The organism is Ideonella sp. FW305-24 (genome assembly GCF_058788035.1).
In genome coordinates, this window is sequence record NZ_JBYTAI010000006.1 from 388493 (window position 1) to 405183 (window position 16691).

At 65.0% G+C, this 16691-nt stretch carries 19 protein-coding genes; 9 read left to right on the top strand and 10 right to left on the bottom strand.

Going from position 1 to position 16691, the window contains the following annotated elements; all coding sequences use genetic code 11:
- Nucleotides 1–5: 5 nt before the first annotated feature.
- From AC3WR5_RS18940 to argG, 3 genes are all read right to left on the bottom strand, one after another.
- Nucleotides 6–1232, bottom strand: a complete 1227-nt coding sequence (locus AC3WR5_RS18940) for a hypothetical protein (protein ID WP_141287241.1) — start codon at nucleotides 1230–1232, stop codon at nucleotides 6–8.
- 141 nt (nucleotides 1233–1373) lie between these two features.
- On the bottom strand, nucleotides 1374–2504 hold the full coding sequence (locus AC3WR5_RS18945; protein ID WP_492486266.1) for a sterol desaturase family protein: 1131 nt from the start codon (nucleotides 2502–2504) through the stop codon (nucleotides 1374–1376).
- A 161-nt stretch (nucleotides 2505–2665) separates the two neighbouring features.
- Nucleotides 2666–4009 (bottom strand): argininosuccinate synthase, encoded by a 1344-nt coding sequence (argG, locus tag AC3WR5_RS18950; protein WP_492486268.1) that lies wholly within the window; start codon nucleotides 4007–4009, stop codon nucleotides 2666–2668.
- Between the two features lie 173 nt (nucleotides 4010–4182).
- Here argG and AC3WR5_RS18955 point away from each other — a divergent pair, with 173 nt between their 5' ends.
- On the top strand, nucleotides 4183–5001 hold the full coding sequence (locus tag AC3WR5_RS18955; RefSeq protein WP_492486270.1) for a DUF4397 domain-containing protein: 819 nt from the start codon (nucleotides 4183–4185) through the stop codon (nucleotides 4999–5001).
- Here AC3WR5_RS18955 and AC3WR5_RS18960 read toward each other — a convergent pair.
- From AC3WR5_RS18960 to AC3WR5_RS18990, 7 genes are all read right to left on the bottom strand, one after another.
- Nucleotides 4982–6460 carry a radical SAM protein gene (locus tag AC3WR5_RS18960; protein ID WP_492486272.1) on the bottom strand — a complete coding sequence of 493 codons (1479 nt, stop codon included), beginning with the start codon at nucleotides 6458–6460 and terminating at the stop codon, nucleotides 4982–4984. The two genes, AC3WR5_RS18955 and AC3WR5_RS18960, sit on opposite strands and share 20 nt — an antisense overlap.
- Nucleotides 6457–6810, bottom strand: a complete 354-nt coding sequence (locus AC3WR5_RS18965; protein WP_492486274.1) for a hypothetical protein — start codon at nucleotides 6808–6810, stop codon at nucleotides 6457–6459. The genes AC3WR5_RS18960 and AC3WR5_RS18965 overlap by 4 nt, the downstream gene beginning before the upstream one ends.
- Nucleotides 6807–7586: a prolipoprotein diacylglyceryl transferase family protein gene (locus AC3WR5_RS18970; RefSeq protein ID WP_492486275.1), complete on the bottom strand. Its 780-nt coding sequence runs from the start codon at nucleotides 7584–7586 to the stop codon at nucleotides 6807–6809. The genes AC3WR5_RS18965 and AC3WR5_RS18970 overlap by 4 nt, the downstream gene beginning before the upstream one ends.
- A 4-nt stretch (nucleotides 7587–7590) precedes the next feature.
- Nucleotides 7591–9513, bottom strand: a complete 1923-nt coding sequence (locus AC3WR5_RS18975; protein WP_492486276.1) for an MFS transporter — start codon at nucleotides 9511–9513, stop codon at nucleotides 7591–7593.
- A 61-nt stretch (nucleotides 9514–9574) separates the two neighbouring features.
- Nucleotides 9575–10369 (bottom strand): DUF2145 domain-containing protein, encoded by a 795-nt coding sequence (locus AC3WR5_RS18980; protein WP_492486277.1) that lies wholly within the window; start codon nucleotides 10367–10369, stop codon nucleotides 9575–9577.
- Nucleotides 10366–10833, bottom strand: coding sequence for a hypothetical protein (locus tag AC3WR5_RS18985; protein WP_492486278.1), 468 nt, complete (start codon nucleotides 10831–10833; stop codon nucleotides 10366–10368). Before AC3WR5_RS18985 ends, AC3WR5_RS18980 begins: the two co-directional genes overlap by 4 nt.
- Entirely contained in the window at nucleotides 10833–11327 is a 495-nt protein-coding gene (locus AC3WR5_RS18990; protein WP_492486280.1) for a YiaA/YiaB family inner membrane protein, read from the bottom strand. The genes AC3WR5_RS18985 and AC3WR5_RS18990 overlap by 1 nt, the downstream gene beginning before the upstream one ends.
- A gap of 112 nt (nucleotides 11328–11439) precedes the next feature.
- Between AC3WR5_RS18990 and AC3WR5_RS18995 the strand changes: the two genes are divergently transcribed.
- The 8 genes from AC3WR5_RS18995 to AC3WR5_RS19030 all read left to right on the top strand — a co-directional run bounded on the left by AC3WR5_RS18995 (nucleotide 11440) and on the right by AC3WR5_RS19030 (nucleotide 16621).
- A complete protein-coding gene (locus tag AC3WR5_RS18995) occupies nucleotides 11440–12171 on the top strand; it encodes a helix-turn-helix domain-containing protein (RefSeq protein ID WP_492486282.1) in 732 nt (243 codons plus the stop codon).
- A gap of 556 nt (nucleotides 12172–12727) precedes the next feature.
- Nucleotides 12728–13015, top strand: coding sequence for a GNAT family N-acetyltransferase (locus tag AC3WR5_RS19000; protein WP_492486284.1), 288 nt, complete (start codon nucleotides 12728–12730; stop codon nucleotides 13013–13015).
- 89 nt (nucleotides 13016–13104) lie between these two features.
- Complete coding sequence (locus AC3WR5_RS19005; RefSeq protein ID WP_492486286.1) at nucleotides 13105–13353, top strand: hypothetical protein; 249 nt, start codon at nucleotides 13105–13107, stop codon at nucleotides 13351–13353.
- A 293-nt stretch (nucleotides 13354–13646) separates the two neighbouring features.
- Entirely contained in the window at nucleotides 13647–14300 is a 654-nt protein-coding gene (locus AC3WR5_RS19010) for a site-2 protease family protein (RefSeq protein WP_492486287.1), read from the top strand.
- A gap of 75 nt (nucleotides 14301–14375) precedes the next feature.
- Nucleotides 14376–14936: a DUF6891 domain-containing protein gene (locus AC3WR5_RS19015; protein ID WP_492486288.1), complete on the top strand. Its 561-nt coding sequence runs from the start codon at nucleotides 14376–14378 to the stop codon at nucleotides 14934–14936.
- Between the two features lie 62 nt (nucleotides 14937–14998).
- The gene (locus AC3WR5_RS19020; RefSeq protein ID WP_492486289.1) at nucleotides 14999–15445 is read left to right on the top strand and encodes a GNAT family N-acetyltransferase; all 447 of its coding nucleotides are present in this window, start codon (nucleotides 14999–15001) and stop codon (nucleotides 15443–15445) included.
- Between the two features lie 68 nt (nucleotides 15446–15513).
- Nucleotides 15514–16041 (top strand): YrhB domain-containing protein, encoded by a 528-nt coding sequence (locus AC3WR5_RS19025; protein ID WP_492486291.1) that lies wholly within the window; start codon nucleotides 15514–15516, stop codon nucleotides 16039–16041.
- A gap of 202 nt (nucleotides 16042–16243) precedes the next feature.
- Entirely contained in the window at nucleotides 16244–16621 is a 378-nt protein-coding gene (locus AC3WR5_RS19030; RefSeq protein ID WP_492486292.1) for a hypothetical protein, read from the top strand.
- Nucleotides 16622–16691 lie beyond the last annotated feature (70 nt).

Below are 16691 nucleotides of genomic sequence, written 5' to 3' on the forward strand. Positions count from 1 at the left end.
GCGCCTCAGTTGACCCAATAGAGGTAGCGCAATGCGGCCATGCCGCCGGCCTCGCTGGCCGTGCGGTCCAGGCGCGTGGACAGATTGCTCAGCGGGTGCGTGGCGTCCACAGTGCGGCAGGATTGGTTGTTGAGCGCCGGCATCCGGTCGAATCCCACGCGTGTGCCCACTGGTGGCGGTGACTTGAACAGCCGTGCCACGTCCAGCCCCTGGCCCGCCGGGCACACCGGCGCGGTGCTGGCCAGCAGGCCGCGGCCGCCGCGCGTGGTTGGCAGCAGGTGCCGGCCCTGCCACACGGCGTCCAGTTCCTGCAGCAGCGCGCGCCAGGTCTCGAAATCGGCGGCGGTGATCGGGATGGGAAACACGCTGCTCTTCTGCCGTGGGTTGGCCACCCATTCGTGCTCGTCGTCGGTCTCGGCCAGCACGCTGCGGCGCAGTTGCTCGGAGGTCGCCAGGCCGGCGGCGATCAGGCCGTGCGCGCTGCGCAGCAAGGCCGGGCGACTCAGCACCAGCTCGCCGTGGTCGGTGTCGAAGTCAAACGCGCGCACGGTTGTCAGCAGGCCTTCGAGGAACTGGTGGTACGACAGCGCCCACAGCACGTCGCTCTGGTCCAGGCGGATCAGCGCGTTGGCGTCGAACTCGCGCCGGTAGCGGTCCTCGTCGTTGTCCGGCAGCCGCGGTTGCGAAGCGCCGTCATGCGGCCGCGGCAGCGCGAAGAACCAGGTCTCCCAGGCCTCCTGCTGGCCGTTGCCGTTCAGGTCCAGTTGCCACTGGCCAGGCGCGATCAGCAAGGACGTGCGTTTGCCCAACTGCACCCGCTGCAGTTGCAGGCGCGAGCGCCGCAGCTGCTCGCGCAGCTCGTCGACCTTGCGCGTGACCTCCGCCACCACCTGTTCCTTGCTCGGATGCGCCTTGTCCAGCATCGCCATGCCTTGCGTGCCCCAGGTGATCAGGTCGCGCACCTGGTCCACGTCGCGGCAGATCACCCAGGCCAGGCGGGCGTCGTCATTGGGCAGGCTGTCGGCGCTCTCAAGGAAACGAAGGGCCGCTCCCGAGTTTTCTTGGCCCCCTTGGGGGGCCTGACGCGCAGCGGCAGGTCTGGGGGCGCTCACAGGCATCTCGGCGCAGCTGCGCTGGAAACCGGCGGGCGTCGTGAGGTCCGGCGCCGATGGGGCTGCAGCAAAGGCCGTGGTGGCAGCGAGCAATGCGGCGGCCAGGATGGATTTCTTCACGCGGAGTCACGCCAGCAAGGCGTGCGGGAGTGGAACACCTCGCCAATCTAGGTGCGGCGCTGGCGGGCGCCGACGGGAATCGGCGTGGTATCGCCGCGCGCCACCGGCCGGCGCGGCATGCGCTACCTGTAGAGGGCCACCTCAGCCCTTCCAGCGGAACGGGAAGGCGACCTGCTTCCAGAAGCCGTCTGGCACGTAGTCGCCCAACACGCCGTACTGGCCGGGCCACGGCCGGTCAGACTTCACGGCAGTGCCGAAGATGTGGTCCAGGAACGCGAAGTGCGCCGCGTAGTTCTTGTCGATCGCCTCGTCGTCCTGGCTGTGGTGCCAGTGGTGGAAATTCGGCGTGACGATCAGGTAGCGCAGCGGCCCCAGCCGCACGCTCACGTTGGCATGGTTGAACACCGCCTGGAAGCCGACCACGACGATGTAGGCGTCGATCACTTCCTTGCTGAAACCCAGCACATAGATCGGCGCCAGCACCAGCGTGCGCGTGATCAGCAGCTCCAGGATGTGCTGGCGCGAGCCGGCCAGCCAGTCCATGCTTTTCACGCTGTGGTGCACTGCATGCAGCCGCCACAGCAGTGGCACCTCGTGGTACGCGCGGTGGGTCCAGTACTGCACCAGGTCGGCCACCAGGATGATCAGGAACAGCGCCACCGGGAAGGGCAGCGATTCGACCCAGCCACGGATGCCGTCTTTTGCCGCCCAGCCGAACAGCTTGTGCACCAGCAGGTTGGTCGCCAGCAGCACAAAGCCGACCACCAGGTGGTTGACGATGAAGTGGTGGAAGTCCGTCTGCCACTCGGCGCGGAAGACCGGCTGATCGCGCCGCAGTGCAAACAGCTTTTCGATGAAGACGAAGATCAGCGTCGAGCCCAGCAGGTCCAGGATGAACCAGTCCAGCCCGATGTAGGGCGTGTGGTCGGGGAAGTCGTTGACCGGCACCTTGTGCCCGCCCAGCAGCAGGCACAGGCCGACCAGCGCAAACGCGCTGAAAGCCAGCCAGCGTGCGCGGCCGAACAGGATGTTGAACAGCGCAATGCCGCCCGACACCGCCAGCGCCCCCAGCATGATCTGCCGGATCACCGCCACGTCGTACGACTGGCGCAACTGCGGCGTCGTCAGGTACTGCGGGAAGTGGAAGGCCAACACGCCCAGGAAACACAGGATGGCCAGGCTCAGCGCAATCACGCCCGAGACCATGCCGGTGCCGCGCTGCAGCGCGCCATGCGAGGCGGCCAGCCGGTTCAGCTTGTCGAGATCTTCCAATGCAAACTCCCTTGGCGGCGCGAATCGGCGCCTGTGTTGTCGTGTCAGCGCGGCATGCTGCCAGCGGCGCTGGCAGGTGGCAATCCCACTTTCAGGCGTGCCGGCCGCGGCCATGAAAAAAGGCCCCGAAGGGCCTTGATTGAACCAGGTGAATGCCGGTGTCACTCGCCCTTGGCCGGCGCGCTGATCAGCCCGATGCTGCTCTCGGCCGTGCCCAGCAGGCCGACGCGGCTGTAGATGCCCAGCTTGGCGCGGGTGTCGGAGATGTCCAGGTTGCGCATGGTCAGCTGGCCGATGCGGTCGGCCGGGGTGAAAGGTGCGTCCTCGACCTTTTCCATCGACAGCCGCTCGGGCGCGTAGGTCAGGTTCGGGCTGTCGGTGTTCATGATCGAGTAGTCGTTGCCGCGGCGCAGTTCCAGCGTCACTTCGCCGGTCACCGCGCGCGCCACCCAGCGCTGGGCCGACTCGCGCATCATCATGCACTGCGGGTCGAACCAGCGGCCCTGGTACAGCAGGCGGCCGAGCTTGCGGCCGTTCATGCGGTACTGCTCGATCGTGTCCTCGTTGTGGATGCCGGTCACCAGGCGCTCGTAGGCGATGTGCAGCAGCGCCATGCCCGGGGCTTCGTAGATGCCGCGGCTCTTGGCCTCGATGATGCGGTTCTCGATCTGGTCGCACATGCCCAGCCCGTGGCGCCCGCCAATGCGGTTGGCCTCCTCGAACAGCGCGACGGCGCTGGCGAACTGCTGGCCGTTGAGCGCCACCGGCACGCCTTCCTCGAAGCGCACAGTGACCTGCTCGGCCTTGACCGCCACGTCCTCGCGCCAGAAGGCCACGCCCATGATGGGCTTGACGATGTGCATGCCGGCGCTCAGGAACTCCAGGTCCTTGGCCTCGTGCGTGGCGCCCAGCATGTTGGAGTCGGTGCTGTAGGCCTTCTCCACGCTCATCTTGTAGTCGAAGCCGTTGGCAATGAGGTATTCGCTCATCTCCTTGCGGCCGCCCAGTTCGTCGATGAAGGTCTGGTCCAGCCAGGGCTTGTAGATCTTCAGCGCGGGGTTGACCAGGAGGCCGTAGCGGTAGAAGCGCTCGATGTCGTTGCCCTTGTAGGTCGAGCCGTCGCCCCAGAGGTTGACGCCGTCTTCCTTCATCGCCGCCACCAGCATCGTGCCGGTGACGGCGCGGCCCAGCGGCGTGGTGTTGAAGTAGGTCGCGCCGCCGGTGGAGATGTGGAAGGCGCCGGACTGGATCGCCGCAATGCCTTCGTTGACCAGCTGCGTGCGGCAGTCGATCAGGCGGGCGATGTCGGCACCGTAGGCCAGCGCCTTGCGCGGGATCTCGTCGTAGTCGCTCTCGTCGGGCTGGCCCAGGTTGGCCGTGTAGGCGCAGGGAATGGCGCCCTTGGCGCGCATCCAGTGCACCGCGGCGCTGGTGTCCAGGCCACCGGAGAAGGCGATGCCGACGCGCTCGCCAGAGGGGAGTTTTTGCAGGATGGTGGCGGACACGGCAGGGCTCTTTCCAGGCAGACCAAAAGGCGGAACCCAAGATTTTAAGGCGCCCATCGCGCGCCGCCCAGAGTTCCCTGTTTCACACAACTTCACCAGCCGCAACGATTGGCAGCGACATGGCCTGGCGACAGTGGCCCCCACCCATTCTTCTGTTGCCCAAAGAGTTGTCCATGCGCCTGCCGTCCCGTCTCCGTTCCAGCCTCGTTTCCTCCGCTGAGGCGCCCGAGGCGCTTGAATCGCATCACCTCGCACGTCGCCGCTTGTTGCAGGCCGCCGTCGGCCTGGCCACCGGTGGCAGCCTGCTGGCGCTGCAGGCCTGCGGCGGTTCTGACGACAGCGACACCGCCTCGCTGCGCCTGGTCAATGCCACGATCGACTTCGAGACGGCCAAGCTGCAGGTCGATGGCAGCACCGTGATCTCGTCGCTCGCCTATGGCGGAACGACCAGCGACTACGTCAGCATCGACAGCGGCAGCCGCGCGCTCGCGCTGTTTTCGACCAGCGGCACCACGGGCCCGTCGACCGCCTACAGCTTCAATGCCGACACCTACAACACCGTGATCGCCTACGGCACGCTGAGCGCCGGCATGGCCTTTCGGCGCATCGAGGAGTCCAACTCGGCCCCGTCCAGCGGCTACTTCAATGTGCGCCTGCTGCACGCCGCGCCGCTGCTGGACGGGCTGGACCTGTACATCAGCAACACCAGCAGCCTGGCCGACCTGACGCCCACCGCGACCATCTCCGCCATCGGCAACCTGGGCGATTTCGTCACCGTCGAGGCCGGCACCTACCGCGTGCGCCTGACCCCCACCGGCGACCACAGCACCGTGCTGTTCGACTCCGGCTCTGACACTTCGTCCCGCATCACCTTCAGCAGCGAGCTCATCGTCACGCTGGCCATCGTGCCGCGCAGCAGCGGCTCGCTGCCGGACATCACCGCGCTGCCCGAGAAGCTGGCCGCCGGCGTGCTCAGCAACTCGCTGGCTTGATGGACAGCGCACCGCGTGGCGCATCCCGGCGCTGCGCATGCAGCACGTCCAGCTCACCGCGCAGCGTGGCCAGCATCGCCTGTTGGGCCGGCTCGCGGTAGAACAGGTTGTGGCTCTCGAACGGCACCATGCGGCCGTCAGGCAGCGCCATGTGGATGCAGCTTTTCTTCAGCGCGCGAATGTCCAGCCCGCGCGCGTCCATGAACTGCACGATCAGCACCCGGAACACGTGCCGGTAGTCCAGCCCCTGCGGCGCGCTGATCTGCGGCAGGCAGCACATCAGCTCCGACAGGCAACTGGCCTGCGACTGCGGCGAATGGTTGGTCGAGAACAGCCGGAAGACCTGGTCCTTCAGCGCCGGGTCGCGCTCGAAGACGATGGTGTTGCTGGCGGCCTCCACCAGCGCGGCCGGGTCCAGGAAACGCGTGAGTGGCTGCAGCTCCCCGCCGGGTGTCGCGCGCAGAGCGTAGGCCATTGCAAGCGTGTCCGGGTTGCACGGCACCGGCAGCACGTCTTCCAGCGTGAACAGGCCGGACTGCTCGGCAATGCGGCGGCGGATCTCGCTCACCGTCAGCCGGTGCCGGGCCGCGTCATAGCCTTCGACCCGGCCGGCGTCCTGCACCGGCTGCAGCGTCACGCCGCGCACGCAGGGCTGCGCCGCCGCGAAGCGGATCACCTCGCCAATCTCCTCGTCGTTCACGCCGCGCTTGACCGTCATCACCAGCGTGGTGGACAGGCCCACTTCGTTGAGCCGCGCCAGCGCCTGCGTGCGGATGCGCCGCAGGTCGGCGCCGCGCAGATCCAGCAGCGGCGCGCGCTGCAGCGAGTCGAACTGCAGGTAGACCTCGAAGGCCGGCGCGTAGCTCGCCAGCCGCTCAGCAAAGCCCGGCTCTTCTGCGATGCGGATGCCGTTGGTGTTGAGCATCAGGTGGCGGATCGGCCGCGCCCGCGCCGCGTCCAGCACCTCGAAGAACTGCGGGTGCAGCGTGGGCTCGCCGCCGCTGATCTGCACCACGTCGGCCTCGCCTTCGCTGGCGATCACCGCGTCCAGCATCGCGTTCACTTCGGCCATCGAGCGGTGCGTCAGCCGCTCCGGGCCGGAGCCGGCGTAGCAGGTCGGGCAGCGCAGGTTGCAGTGGTCGGTGATCTCCACCACCGACAGGCAGCTGTGCTGCATGTGGTCCGGGCACAGCCCGCAGTCGTACGGGCAGCCGTGGCGCATCTCGGTGGCAAAGCGCTGCGGCATCTCCGGCGCCTTCACATAGACCTCGCGGCACTGGCGGTAGTAGGCCGCATCGTCGGCCACCAGTACGCGTTCGGTGCCATGCACCGGGCACCACTTGTCCATGAACACCTGATCGTCCTTGATCAGGATCTTGGCCTCGACCTGGCGCAGGCAGGTGGTGCAGACCGATTGCGTGGTGTCGTAGAACAGCCAGGGGCGGGTCTTGCGGGTCATGGCGTGTCCTGCCGGCGGTAGCGGCGCATCAGCCACAGGCACAGCGAGGCAACGGCCAGGCCCAGCAGGCCCGGTACCAGGAACAGCGGCGCATAGGCGCGCGCTTCCGCGCTTGTTTCGCGCAGCCCGACCAGGCCCATCACCGTGCCAGCGCCACCACACAACCCAAAGCCGGCGACCAGCACCACCAGCGCCACCAGGGCCAGCACGCGGCCGCGGCGTTGGCCCTCGCTCAGCGAGCCGGGCAGCCCCGCGGTGCCACGCAACATCCACACCGCCCAGGCGAACACCGCGAGCAGCGTCAGCGGGTTGAAGAACAGCACCACCACGAAAGACAGCAGATCGATCATGCGAACTCCTTGTTCGGCAACGCCGCCGTGGGCTGCCGCCATGCGCGCCACACCCAAGGCAGGTACAGCAACAGCGCCAGCGCACAGGTCCACTGGATGCCGGACCAACCCAGCGGATAAGCGACCGGCACCGGCTTGAGCCCGTCCACCAGCAGCCGCCACAGCAGGTAGGCCGCGAGGAACAGCTTGAAGCGCAGGCCGGCCACACGCGCCAGCGAGGCGCGCCGGTGCTGCAGTGCAGCAGCCAGCAATGCAACAAACGCCATCTCGTACAACGCCACCGGATGCCGCGCCACGCCATCGCCCTGGTCCAGGCCCCAGGGCAGCGCAGTCGGCAGGCCGTAGGTGTCGTCATGCAGCCCGGCGAGGAAGCAGCCCACGCGGCCGATGATCAGGCCCACAGCCAGCGGCAAGACCATCGCGTCCCCGGTCGAAGCCTTCTGCCCGGTCCAGGCCTTGGCCAGCTCCACACCGATCAAGCCGCCCAGCAGTCCGCCGACGATGGACTGCCCCAGCGGTGCCGGCTGCCCCGCCAGCCAGGCGGTAGCCACCTCCGGCCGCTCGACCAGGTAGACCGCCTTGTTGCCCAGCGCCGCGCCGGCCAGCAGGCCGACCATCACCGAGAAGCGGCCGGGCGCCAGCAGGCTGCCCGCGCCGGGCGGCGCTGTCGCATCGGCCCGCAAAGCGCGTCGGTAAAGCGCCATGCCCACGCCAATGCCCAGGTACTCCAGCAGGCCGTGCAGCCAGGCCGCGGTGCTGGCGTCCAGCGCGATCACGGTGTCACGAAGAAGTCGTGGCCAGCAGGCCGCCCACCTGGCCGTGCAGTCCTTCGGTGGTCACCGCTTCGGGCGCCAGCGCCGGTGCCGCCACCAGCCCCACCGGGCTGAACAGCCCGCGGCGGAAGGGCTTGACCATTGCGGTGCCGCCCTCGGCACGTGAGAAGAACGAGCCCCAGAGGTTGGTCAGCGCCATCGGCACGACCGGCACCGGGCGGCGCTCCAGGATCTTCATCAGACCACTCTTGAAGGGCTGCAGCGTGCCGTCCCGGGTGATGCCGCCTTCGGGGAAGATGCCCAGCAGTTCGCCGTCGGCCAGCACGGCATCCGCAGCGTCAAACGCGGCCTCGTAGGCGGCCGGGTCCTCGGCGCGCGGGGCGATGGGGATGGCCTTGGCCAGCTTGAACAGCCAGCCCAGCACCGGGATCTTGAAGATGCGGTGGTCCATCAGGAAGCGGATCGGGCGCGGGCTGGCGGCCATCAGCAGCACCGGGTCGATGAAGCTCACGTGGTTGCAGACCAGCACCGCGGCGCCGCTGGCCGGAATGTGGCGCGTGCCCTGCAGCCGGAAGCGGTAGACCAGGTGCGACAGCACCCAGGCGATGAAGCGCAGCAGGTATTCGGGCACGACCAGGAAGATCCACAACGCGACCACCGCGTTGGCCACCGCCAGCAGGCCGAAGACCTGCGGCACCGTGAACCCGGCCGCGAGCAGCGCACCGACGATCAGGCTGCTGGCGATCATGAACAAGGCGTTCAGGATGTTGTTGGCCGCGATGATGCGGGCCCGGTGGCTGGCCGGCGAGCGCAGCTGGATCAGCGCATACATCGGCACGCTGTAAAGGCCCGCGAACAGCGACAGCAGGAACAGGTCCGCCAGCACGCGCCAGTGCGCCGGCTCGGCAATGAAGCTGCCCAGCCCGTACTGCAGCGCCGGTGCCACCAGCGCAGAAGAGGACCACCACAGGTCGCCCGCGAACACCGTCATGCCGATGGCGCCCAGCGGCACCAGGCCGATCTCCACATGCTCGCGGCTCAGCGTCTCGCACAGCAGCGAGCCCATGCCCACGCCCACCGAGAACACCACCAGCAGCAGCGAGGCCACGTGCTCGTCGCCATGCAGCACGTCTTTCGCGAAGACCGGGAACTGCGACAGGAACACCGCGCCGAAGAACCACAGCCACGAGATGCCCAGCAGCGAGCGGAACACCGCCAGGTGGCCGTGCGCCAGCTTCAGGTTGGCCCAGGTTTCGGTGATGGGGTTCCAGTTGACCTTCAGCCCCGGCTCGGTGGCCGGCGTGGCCGGCACGAACTGCGCCGCCAGCCGGCCCAGCGCGGCCAGCGCCAGGCAGGCGATGGCCACGGCCTGCGCGCCGCTGATGGCGCCGCTCTCGGGCAGTGCGATCAAGATGCCACCGGCCACGTTGCCCAGCAGGATTGACACGAAGGTCCCCATCTCGATCATGCCGTTGCCACCGGTCAGCTCACGCTCGTTCAGATGCTGCGGCAGGTAGGCGAACTTCACCGGGCCGAACAGCGTGCTGTGCAGCCCCATCAGGAAGATGCAGGCGAGCAGCAGCGGCACCTGGTGCGTCACCAGCCCGATCGTGGCCAGCACCATGATCGCCAGCTCCAGGTTCTTGACCCAGCGGGTCATGCGCGCCTTGTCGTACTTGTCGGCCAGCTGGCCGGCGGTGGCCGAGAACAGCAGGAACGGTGCGATGAACACCGCGCCGATCACCAAGCCCGCCATGGCGGACGGCAACCAGCCGACTGACAGTCGGTAGGTCACCAGCACCGTGAACGCGAACTTGAAGACGTTGTCGTTCATCGCCCCCAGGAACTGCACCCAGAAAAACGGCGCGAACCGGCGCTGGCCCAGCAGCGCGAACTGGCTGGGGTGTTCGCTGGACGAAGGTGCGGACATCGAAGGTCTCCTCGGGGGCTTTGGTTTTGGCGCGGCGGGTGCCGGGTAGCAATGTAGCGGTTCAACGCACCAGCTGCGGTGCGCCGGCGAGCTGGCTGCGGGCGAGCCAGCTGAACATCGAGTCGGCGGTCACGGTTTCGATGTGGTCGGCGAAGCGCTTGCTGTTGGGGTGGTCGTCGAAGGCGATGTTGGCGCGCGTGGCGCGGGCGCCCAGGCGGGTGAAGGCGTCGATGTTCAGCACGGTGGGCTGGTAGCCGCGCAGCTGCAGCCAGGCCTGGGCGCGGTGGCGGTCGGTGGCGCTGTCGTCCAGCGCAGCGGCCAGGGTTTCGAGGGCCCACTGGTTGCTCTGCTGGTAGCGCTCGGACCAGGGGTAGGCCAGCATCGAATAGGCAGCGGTGTGCATCAGCGGCAGCCGGCGGTTGTCGTCCAGCCAGGGACGCAGTTTGGCTTGCACTTCGGCCGTGGGCACGGCGAAGGCGGCTTCGTAGCGCCAGGGCTGGTCGAGGAAGAAGTCGCCCAGGCCTTGGCGATACAGGCCGGCGCGGTCGGTGCCGCAGCGGTTGAGCTTGTGCACCACGCGCCACGCGGGCCGGCCTTGCGCGTCGGTGCTGCGGTAGGCAAAGCCCAGGTGCGACCACTGCAGCCCGTAGCGCCGCAGGTCCTGCCCGGCGCGCGCCAGCAGCACGACTTGCGCGCCGCTGGCGTCCAGCGCCTGCGAGGTGCGCTGGGCCATGGCCATGCCCTGGTTCACCGCGTCGACGCTGGGCGGTTGTGGCGCTTCGCAAGCCTGGCCGGCGTGTGCATTCGCGGCCAAGGCCAGCGCCAGGCCGGCCACGAGCACTCGGAGCGCCTTCATCGCGTCACCGGCTCGTTGTAGAGCAGCGAGGCGCCGATCTCGTTGGGGATGAAGCACAGCGCCTTGCCCGCCTGGGACAGCACCCAGCCGGTGCCGGTGACGACCACGGTGACCGCAGTGCCGGCGGCGACCAGCGAGGCCCCGGCCATCGTCAGGCTGATGCGCGCGCCGTCCGAGGCACGGGCCAGCACCCACACGGTGCCGGCGGCCACGGCTTGCACCGAGACCACGGTCAGCACCGCGCCGGCCGACAGCGCGGCGGCCGGCACCGCCAGCGGCGTGGCCACCGAGATGGCGATCGACAGCGCCGAGGCTTCGCTGGCTTCCGATGGGCCCTGGTGCGCGAGCACCGTGTGCGGCCAGCTGGCCAGGACCAGCACCATGCCGAGGCTGACCGAGACGGCGCCGCGGGTGGTCTTGCGCACGGTCTTCGTGGCCGGCTTGAGAACAGGGGTCGTGCACATCAGCGAGTCTCCTCACGCAGGGCTTCGCGGCGGCCGGCCAGGCGGGCTTCCAGCAGGTCGGCGTCATGTGCGTCGCGCAGGGTCTTGGCCAGCGTGAACACGCTGGAGATCAGGAACAGCCACGACACCAGCAGGAAGGCCTTCCACACCGGCTGTATGCCCATTCGCCACAGGCCCCAGCCCGTCAGCCCCATCGACAGCAAAAAGCCGCCCCACACCACCAGACGCCACATCGGCGTGTCGACCGTGCGGCGCTGGTTGTCGCGCACGAACTTGGCCAGGCCGAACGCGCTGGACAGGCAGAACACATAGCCCATGACCATGAAGGCACGGTCAATGTCGTCGCCCGGCAGCCAGGCCAGGCCGATGGCGCACAGCGAAACGGCGATGCCGAACGACAGCCAGACCTGCAGCCGCCAGGCCGCGGTGTCGCGGCGGACGGCGAGGGACGAGACGGCGGAGGGGTCCATGTCGGTGACGGGAGCGTTGAACATGGACGCGATGTTCGCGGGCCAGCGGACGAAGTGGCCTGGCTCTATGCCGTGTGGCGCTGAATGGCACGTATGGTATCGTAATTCGATACGCCACCCTTCCACAGGAGCCCGCATGGCCAGCACTCAGGCCCTGATCCAGGTCATCAAGAACGAGCTGAAGGCGGCTGGCCTGACCTACGCCGCGCTGGCCGAAGAACTGCAGATGGCCGAGTCCAGCGTCAAGCGCATGTTGTCGCGCGGCGAGATGCCGCTGTCGCGCGTGGACGAGATCTGCCGCGTGCTGAAGACCGATTTCGCCGCGCTCTCACGCCAGGTCGCCGAAGCCCAGCCCGAGCGCCGCGAGCTCACGCTGGAGCAGGAGCGCGCCGTGGTGGCGGACCGCAAGCTGCTGCTGGTGGCCATCTGCTGCATGAGCCAGTGGTCGCTGGAGCAGATGGTCGGCCATTACCGGATCACCGAGCCCGAGGTCATTCGCCACCTGGCGCAGCTGGACCGCTTGGGCATCATCGCGCTGCGCCCGCTGAACCGCTACCGCCTGCAGCTCGCCAAAGGCTTCCGCTGGCGCCCACACGGCCCGGTGATGCAGTTCTTCCGCGAAGACGTGGTGCAGGACTTCTACAGCGGCGGCTTCGACGGCGAGGCCGAACTGCTGGCGCTGGTGCACGGCCAGGTGGCCCCGCGCCACGCCATCGCCTTCCAGGAGCGGCTGCAGCGCCTGGCGCAGGACTTCGCGCAGCAGCACCTGTCGGACAGGGCTCTGCCGGCCGACCAGAAGCGGCCGATGACGCTGCTGATCGGCATGCGGGCGTGGCTGTTCGGGGCGTTCCGGGACATGAAGCGGTAGCTTGTATTTGTGCTGATAGATGGGTACAAAACAGGTCGTTCTGTTGCAATCTATTGGCACGCCGAAACTCCCCGGACGACGACTCTTCAGCGTCCTGGGCAACTTGAGTGCCATATTTGCTGCGACGCCACCCAGGGCTTGGGACCAACGGCCGGAAGACTCTTCGACAGGCGAACGGTTTGAGTACGCAAGGCGGACTTCATTTTCCTGTCGCCCGCGTCTAGCCAGGGCCGCCGGTCACACGCCAACGAAGCTTGAGATATTCCCGTTCGGGCTGAGCTTGTCGAAGCCTGCTGGCCATGTCCGCCGCCGTTCAGGCTGAGCTCGCCGAAGTCCGCCCGTCACCGCTCGACCCGCCGCCAACGCGTCACTCTCAGGACGGCCTGCCTCGTTGAGGCCGTGCATGGCAAAAACATTCTTGGTGAGACCCAAATCCTCCGGTCAAAATCACCATGGACTTACCCTGCCGAATGAGTTGACGACAAACCGCACGAGACGCGAAAGCTCGTTTCATTCGTGAGGCAGCACCACAGATCCAAATTGCAACCGCTACGCCATGGAACACTTGGTCGAACACGAAGACGAACAATCAAAGGGTGCCTTCTTTGTGCTGAAGGATGGCCAGCGCGTCGCCGAGATGACCTACAGCCGCACCAACGCATCACTGATCATCATTGACCACACCGAAGTCGACCCTTCATTCAGCGGTCAGGGCGTTGGGCGCAAATTGCTCGATGCACTTGTCAGTTGGGTCCGGAGCGCCGGCATCAAGGTCGTCCCGCTGTGTCCGTTCGCGAAGGCACAGTTCGGGAAAGACGCTGCGATCCGTGACGTGCTCGTCTAAGGCTCGCTTGTGACATCCATCGGCTAGGAACTCGCGCGCATACCGAGATTTGCGGCGCCGAGGGCCGGGACTCGACGCTGGCCAACGCGATGTCACAGTGCGAGGCCTTTGGCCTGCGCCCGGACGAGGCGGCCGCCGAAGTGGTCGCCGTCATTGCGGTGGTGAACGAGTGGCGAACGCACTTCGCCCAGGCTGGCGTGGCGAGCCGGGACATCGAGAGCCTGGCCGAGCGCGTCGATGGCGACGAACTGTTGCGCCAGCGTCAGAGTTTCGATCCGGCGCAGTTTCGGGCGTCGCAGTCGAGACCCCGGAAAACGAGTCCGTTCCGGCCCACCTGACGGGCAAGCCCACCCCTCGCTCACCGCACCGCCAACTTCACGCGCCGTGACACGAAATTCCGCCAAGGTGTCCCCACGTTGAACCCCGAGGCAATCATGGAGGCCGCCGAAGCGGGCGAGCGCATCCGCAAACTTTTAGGCGTGCCAATGCGCCGGCCCATCCCTCGAAAGCAGATGACAGCTATGGTTTTCAGAGGCGAAACTGCGGTCATGCGCAATGCCTCCAAAGACCTTAGACCAACCGGCCGCGTCGGGCGGCGGTTGTCCATTTGACGTTAGGTCTCTCAAATACCATGCTCTACCTACTCCTTGCCGTTCTCGTGGCGGTGATTGTTCATATCGCTGCGATGACGATCGCAGCTCGCGCCATCGGAGTGAAGGTGGTGCTGGTATCGCTGGGTTACGGTCCCACGCTATTTCAGGCAAATGGCTATCGCCTTGGGGCCCTTCCTACGGGCGGCTACGTCAGGTTTCTCCACACAGTCGATGACATAGTCCCCGACTCTGAATTGAGAACTGCAATCGATCGTCGATCGACGATCGAACAATTGTCCGTCACTCTGTCGGGCTGCTTCGCGCTTCTTCTCCTCGCGGTCGGCCTCAAGGGCACCACCGCGTTCGAGGCGTTCCTGCGATTCCCTGGTCAAATTCTTGCCGGGGCCGCATCGCCCTTAGGCGAAGCGCAGTCGCTCCTCCATGGCGCTGCTGCCGTCCTCCATTCGACTACCTTCACTAGCACATTGGCGCTTGTGGCAGCCAAGTTCGCAGCCCTTAATCTCTTTCCGTTGCCAGCCCTCAACGGTGGAGCAACCGTTGCGTTGCTCGCCAAACGCGCAGGCCTCTCGCGCTGGTGGCCAGCAGCGGCCACACGCCTCCTGCTCTTCCTTTGGCTGGGCGTTCTGGGTTCGTGGCTCTTTGCAGTTTGTCTGTATGCCACCGAGACCTAACCCCTCCGCCAAGGGGACGTCCCGCAAGCGGGCCGCCCCTTACGTCGAACGTTAGGCATTCCCCAGGAGCATGCAGTGACCGAAAGTGAAAACTACGTTCTGGATTGCATCAAGCGTTGGGTGTGGTCAGGGTTTTATTCGCCTGCGCAGATTGAATCCATGATCGACGATGTTCTTGAGCACGATTGCGATGCGCAAATGCTCCGGAACTGCATCGCCCCGGAGATTAAACTGAAGCTGTCGGCTGAGGCTGGCTGGCCGGCTACTACCGACTGCGACAGGCTCGACCGAGCGTTCTACGAGCTACATGAACAAGGAATCTGTGCTCTCGGCAACGCCGGCTACACCATGTCCGATGGTTACTCTGAGGTCAGTGAGGCCACGGCAAACGGGCCGTCTGGTCACTACAAGTCCTACTGCTTCTATCATGGCCAGGACGTTGAGCGCGCCCTGGAAGGTGGAGGCATCATGCTTGCGTTCGGAGCTCTGAATGACGATCCCGTCGAAAGCGTCGCTGTCGGCAAGATGGTTTGCGAACGCCTCCGACGGGAGGGATTTGAAGTCGAGTGGAACGGTTCGCTTGAAACACGCATCAACCTTCCAAGATTCTTGTGGCAGAAGCGAACAAATGCCTAACCCTTCCTTCAAGCGGACTGGCCTTTGGCCAGCCGCTTAAGTTAAACGTTAGAGCGCTTCATATGTCAGACCACATTCAGCACGACGAGTACGAAATCTCCACTGATCCGGAGCGGCTTGACGTCACATTCATTCATGCGTTTCTCACACAAAGCTACTGGTCGCCCGGCATTCCGCGCTCTGTAGTCGAGCGCGCCATCAGGAACTCCCTGTGCTTCGGCCTGTATCGCCGGGCCGAGCAGGTAGGGTTCGCTCGTGTGGTCACTGACAAAGCCACTTTCGCCTATCTCGCAGACGTATTCATTCTCAATGCACATCGAGGCAAAGGCTTATCGAAGTGGCTAATGCAAGTCATCACGGAGCACAAAGACCTGCAAGGTCTTAGGCGCTTCATTCTCGCAACCAAGGATGCACATGGCTTGTACAAGCAGTTCGAGTTCAACGCACTGGCCAATCCGTCGCTCATGATGGAAATCCTCAAACCCGATGTTTACCGCCAATCGCTCTAACCCTTCCATCGAGAGGACGTCACCCGGCAAGCCGGGCGCCGCCTCTCATGTCAAACGTTAGGCGCCATATGAGAACCGCCGAGTCCGCCAAGACGATTGCTCTTGCCATTCTTTCTGAAGGTCCGTTTGCCGAGGCCAGCGCGGTACTTCTTGAGTCGAAAGTCCAAGAGTTCAATGAAGGCTGGATCTACTACTATCAGTCAGTTGGTTTCGTCGAGACGGGAGATATCAACGAAAGCCTAGTGGGCAACGCGCCTCTCTTCGTTCCGCGGAACGACGCACCTCCATCTTTCGTCAGCTATCACCGTCCCTTGGCAGAGTCGATGGAAGCCTTCCGCCTATCGGGCAATGCGAGTGCACAGGCGAATGCCCAGGTTCGACTTTCCGGGTGGAAGCCAGGCGCTTTAGCGGTTTCGGCAATCCAAGCTCTTCGTCAACATTCATCATTTGGGTTAGCCGCTGCAAAGGAAGCTGTTGAAAGTTGCTTGGCCGGAAACTCGGTGCTGATAAATACCCTGACGGTCACATCAGCACGTGAGTTGGTGTCGTCGCTCGCCAAGACAGGCTTTGTCGCTGAGGTAACGTATGGCGCCTAATCCTTCCTTCAAGTGGACCCGCCTTCAGCGGTCCGCTTAAGTCAAACGTTAGGCTGCTACAAATTGAGAGAATAATGTTATAGGCCATTCATTAAGTAAACGCAGATACCTGGACATGTCAAGTATCGCATAAATCGCAGATTATTAGCTTGAATTTAAGTATTCGCCGCTCGTCAATTTTTTGATCAACAAAGGAAACTAAATGTTGTCCGTTCGTAAGAGTAACTTCGCGTTGGCCTATTCCATGTTGGCATTAATTTTAGGCGCACAGACGTCAGTGTCTTTCGCTGCAGGGCAAATCTTATATGAGACAAATATTTTAACGGTCGCAGTGAACGGAGGGGCAGACAGTACCAATCCTGGAACAAGCTGTATTCAGGTTACTTCCGCTGTATCTGCAACGTGTCAAGGTGGCTTTGTTGCAATCCTCAACAACAACAAGCAATTGATTGCCGCCGCGCTACTAAACAAGGCAACGATGGGTAAAATTATTTTGTATTATGAGGACTCTAGTACACTAAACCAATGCCCTGGTTTTGCCACAACACCATGCGTCGTCAATACAATTTTAAGTAAGTAGTCGGCCCTGCAAAATCCATTTCAAGCGCAGCGACAGCAGTCATTTGATTCCTTGAGCCGCAGCGGTCACG

Bases quoted from the DNA above. Each gene is read 5' to 3' on its own strand.
- AC3WR5_RS18955 (WP_492486270.1), top strand. From the start codon at position 4,183: ATGCGCCTGCCGTCCCGTCTCCGTTCCAGCCTCGTTTCCTCCGCTGAG.
- AC3WR5_RS18960 (WP_492486272.1), bottom strand. From the start codon at position 6,460: ATGACCCGCAAGACCCGCCCCTGGCTGTTCTACGACACCACGCAATCG.
- AC3WR5_RS18965 (WP_492486274.1), bottom strand. From the start codon at position 6,810: ATGATCGATCTGCTGTCTTTCGTGGTGGTGCTGTTCTTCAACCCGCTG.
- AC3WR5_RS18975 (WP_492486276.1), bottom strand. From the start codon at position 9,513: ATGTCCGCACCTTCGTCCAGCGAACACCCCAGCCAGTTCGCGCTGCTG.
- AC3WR5_RS18980 (WP_492486277.1), bottom strand. From the start codon at position 10,369: ATGAAGGCGCTCCGAGTGCTCGTGGCCGGCCTGGCGCTGGCCTTGGCC.
- AC3WR5_RS18985 (WP_492486278.1), bottom strand. From the start codon at position 10,833: ATGTGCACGACCCCTGTTCTCAAGCCGGCCACGAAGACCGTGCGCAAG.
- AC3WR5_RS18990 (WP_492486280.1), bottom strand. From the start codon at position 11,327: ATGTTCAACGCTCCCGTCACCGACATGGACCCCTCCGCCGTCTCGTCC.
- AC3WR5_RS18995 (WP_492486282.1), top strand. From the start codon at position 11,440: ATGGCCAGCACTCAGGCCCTGATCCAGGTCATCAAGAACGAGCTGAAG.
- AC3WR5_RS19000 (WP_492486284.1), top strand. From the start codon at position 12,728: ATGGAACACTTGGTCGAACACGAAGACGAACAATCAAAGGGTGCCTTC.
- AC3WR5_RS19005 (WP_492486286.1), top strand. From the start codon at position 13,105: ATGTCACAGTGCGAGGCCTTTGGCCTGCGCCCGGACGAGGCGGCCGCC.
- AC3WR5_RS19010 (WP_492486287.1), top strand. From the start codon at position 13,647: ATGCTCTACCTACTCCTTGCCGTTCTCGTGGCGGTGATTGTTCATATC.
- AC3WR5_RS19020 (WP_492486289.1), top strand. From the start codon at position 14,999: ATGTCAGACCACATTCAGCACGACGAGTACGAAATCTCCACTGATCCG.
- AC3WR5_RS19025 (WP_492486291.1), top strand. From the start codon at position 15,514: ATGAGAACCGCCGAGTCCGCCAAGACGATTGCTCTTGCCATTCTTTCT.
- AC3WR5_RS19030 (WP_492486292.1), top strand. From the start codon at position 16,244: ATGTTGTCCGTTCGTAAGAGTAACTTCGCGTTGGCCTATTCCATGTTG.